The sequence below is a fragment of the Rhodococcus sp. R1101 genome, from assembly GCF_000278445.1.
In the GTDB taxonomy this organism is placed as follows: Bacteria; Actinomycetota; Actinomycetes; order Mycobacteriales; family Mycobacteriaceae; genus Rhodococcus; species Rhodococcus gordoniae.
In genome coordinates, this window is record NZ_AJVB01000555.1 from 1 (window position 1) to 2342 (window position 2342).

Here is a 2342-nt window from a genome sequence, read left to right on the forward strand (position 1 = left end):
GGACGGCTGCTGCACCTCGGCGCCCGGCTGCGCCCGCTGCGTGAGCAGGGCGTACTGATCATCGGCTCCGGGTTCACCACGCACGGTCTGCCCTTCCTGCGCGACCCGCGGCCCGAGGCCGCCGCGCCGGGCTGGTCGTCGGAGTTCGACCACTGGACCGCCGAGCAACTCGCCCGCGGCGACGTCGACGCGCTGCTCGATTTCCGCAACCGCGCACCGGGCATGCCGTACGCGCACCCGACCGTCGAACACTTCGCGCCGCTGTTCGTCACCCTCGGTGCTTCGGAGACTCCGGATCGCGGCATCGACCAGGTCGTCGACGGGTTCTGGATGGGTCTGGCCAAGCGGTCGTTCCAGGTCGCCTGACCCGCGGCTGCATCGCCGGACACCGCCCCTGGGATGATGGGGCGCATGTCCGGCGAGCCCACCACCATTCCCGCAGCCACAACCGACTCCTCCGGCGGCAGCCGGTCCGATTCGACGACCACCCGCGAGCAGTTCCGTCAGCTGGCCGCCGAGCATCGCGTGGTCCCGGTGACCCGCAAAGTGCTCGCGGACGCGGAGACCCCACTGTCGGCCTACCGCAAGCTCGCGGCCGACCGCCCCGGGACCTTCCTGCTCGAGTCGGCGGAGAACGGCCGGTCGTGGTCGCGGTGGTCGTTCATCGGCGCCGGGAGCCCGGCGGCGCTGACCGTCGTCGACGGCGGCGCGGCCTGGTACGGGCACGTTCCCGCCGGCGCCCCGACGGGCGGCAACCCCGTCGACGTCCTCGGTGAGACGCTGCAGCTGCTCCACACCGACCGCATCCACGGACTGCCGCCCCTGACCAGCGGCATGGTGGGTTACCTCGGCTACGACGCCGTCCGATATCTCGAGAAGCTGCCGACGCTCGCCGAGGATGACCTGCAGATCCCCGAGATGGTGATGCTGCTGGCCACCGACCTCGCGGCCGTCGACCACCACGAGGGCATGATCTGGCTCATCGCCAACGCCGTGAACTGGGACGGCTCGGACGAGCGCGTCGACGAAGCCTACGACGACGCGGTGGCCCGTCTCGACCGCATGACCGAGGCGCTCGCCGCGCCCGCTCCGGCCACCGTCGCGACCTACTCGCGGCCCGAGCCCGACTACCGCCGCCAGCGCACCACCGAGTCGTTCTGCACGGACGTCCGCAAGCTGATCGGCGACATCGAGGCCGGTGAGGCCTTCCAGGTGGTGCTCTCGCAGCGATTCGAGATCGACTGCGAGGCAGCACCGATCGACGTGTACCGGATGCTCCGCGCGTCCAACCCCAGCCCGTACATGTTCCTGCTCCACATTCCCGGCCCGGACGGCGAGACGGCCTTCTCGATCGTCGGATCGAGTCCCGAAGCGCTCGTGACGGTCTCGGACGGGGTGGCCACCACCCATCCCATCGCCGGGACCCGGTGGCGCGGCGCGGACGAGGAGGAGGATCTCCTGCTCGAGAAGGACCTCGTCCACGACGAGAAGGAGAACGCCGAGCACCTCATGCTCGTCGACCTCGGCCGCAACGATCTCGGCCGGGTGTGCGCACCGGGCACCGTCGAAGTGCACGACTACCGGCACATCGAGCGGTACAGCCACGTGATGCACCTGGTCTCCACGGTCACCGGACGGCTCGCGGAGGGTAAGCACGCCCTCGACGCCGTCACCGCGTGTTTCCCCGCCGGCACCCTCTCGGGCGCGCCGAAGGTACGCGCGATGGAACTGATCGAGGAACTCGAACCCACCCGCCGCGGTATCTACGGCGGCATCGTCGGCTACCTCGATTTCGCGGGCGACGCCGACACCGCGATCGCGATCCGTTCCGCCCTCGTCAAGGACGGCATCGCCTACGTACAGGCAGGTGCGGGCATCGTCGCAGACTCCGATCCGGAGGCCGAGGACACCGAGGCCCGGAACAAGGCCATGTCCGCACTCGCCGCCGTGGCCGCCGCGTCCACACTCGTCACCTACGGCGGTGACGCGCGGTGACCGAGAAGACGCCGGACGCCGGCTCCGCCCCCGTACGCCGGCGCAGACCGACGGTGATCGCCGCTCTGCTGCTCGGGCTCGGCGCCGCCCTGCTGTGGGCCTCGAGCCGGATGACATGGGTCACCGCGGTCTCGTCGGACGGTCTCGGCATCGACCGCGTCGACGACCTCGAGGGAGGCCGCTGGGCGGCGGCACTGACCCCGCTCGCTCTCGTGCTGCTCGCGGCGGTCGCCGCGGTCTTCGCCGTGCGCGGGTTCGCATTACGTCTCGTGTCGGTCGTGGTCGCGATCGTCGCCGTGGCAGCCGCGGTCCCCGCGGTGCGGTTGCTGACCGGGGACCCCGACCCC

The 2342-nt window shown here is 71.1% G+C and carries 2 protein-coding genes and 1 pseudogene; all 3 read left to right on the plus strand.

Annotated features, from left to right (window positions below; genetic code table 11):
- A pseudogene (locus tag R1101_RS0121475) lies at positions 1–366 on the plus strand (dioxygenase); the annotation flags it as partial.
- 45 nt (positions 367–411) lie between these two features.
- Positions 412–1995 carry an anthranilate synthase component I gene (locus R1101_RS0121480; RefSeq protein ID WP_198420315.1) on the plus strand — a complete coding sequence of 528 codons (1584 nt, stop codon included), beginning with the start codon at positions 412–414 and terminating at the stop codon, positions 1993–1995.
- On the plus strand, positions 1992–2342 hold a 351-nt coding region (locus R1101_RS28030), incomplete at its 3' end, for a TIGR02234 family membrane protein (RefSeq protein ID WP_016935310.1). The genes R1101_RS0121480 and R1101_RS28030, both read left to right, overlap by 4 nt.

What these genes read in the sequence shown, in the direction of transcription:
- R1101_RS0121480 (WP_198420315.1), top strand. Translation starts at nt 412, where the DNA reads ATGTCCGGCGAGCCCACCACCATTCCCGCAGCCACAACCGACTCCTCC.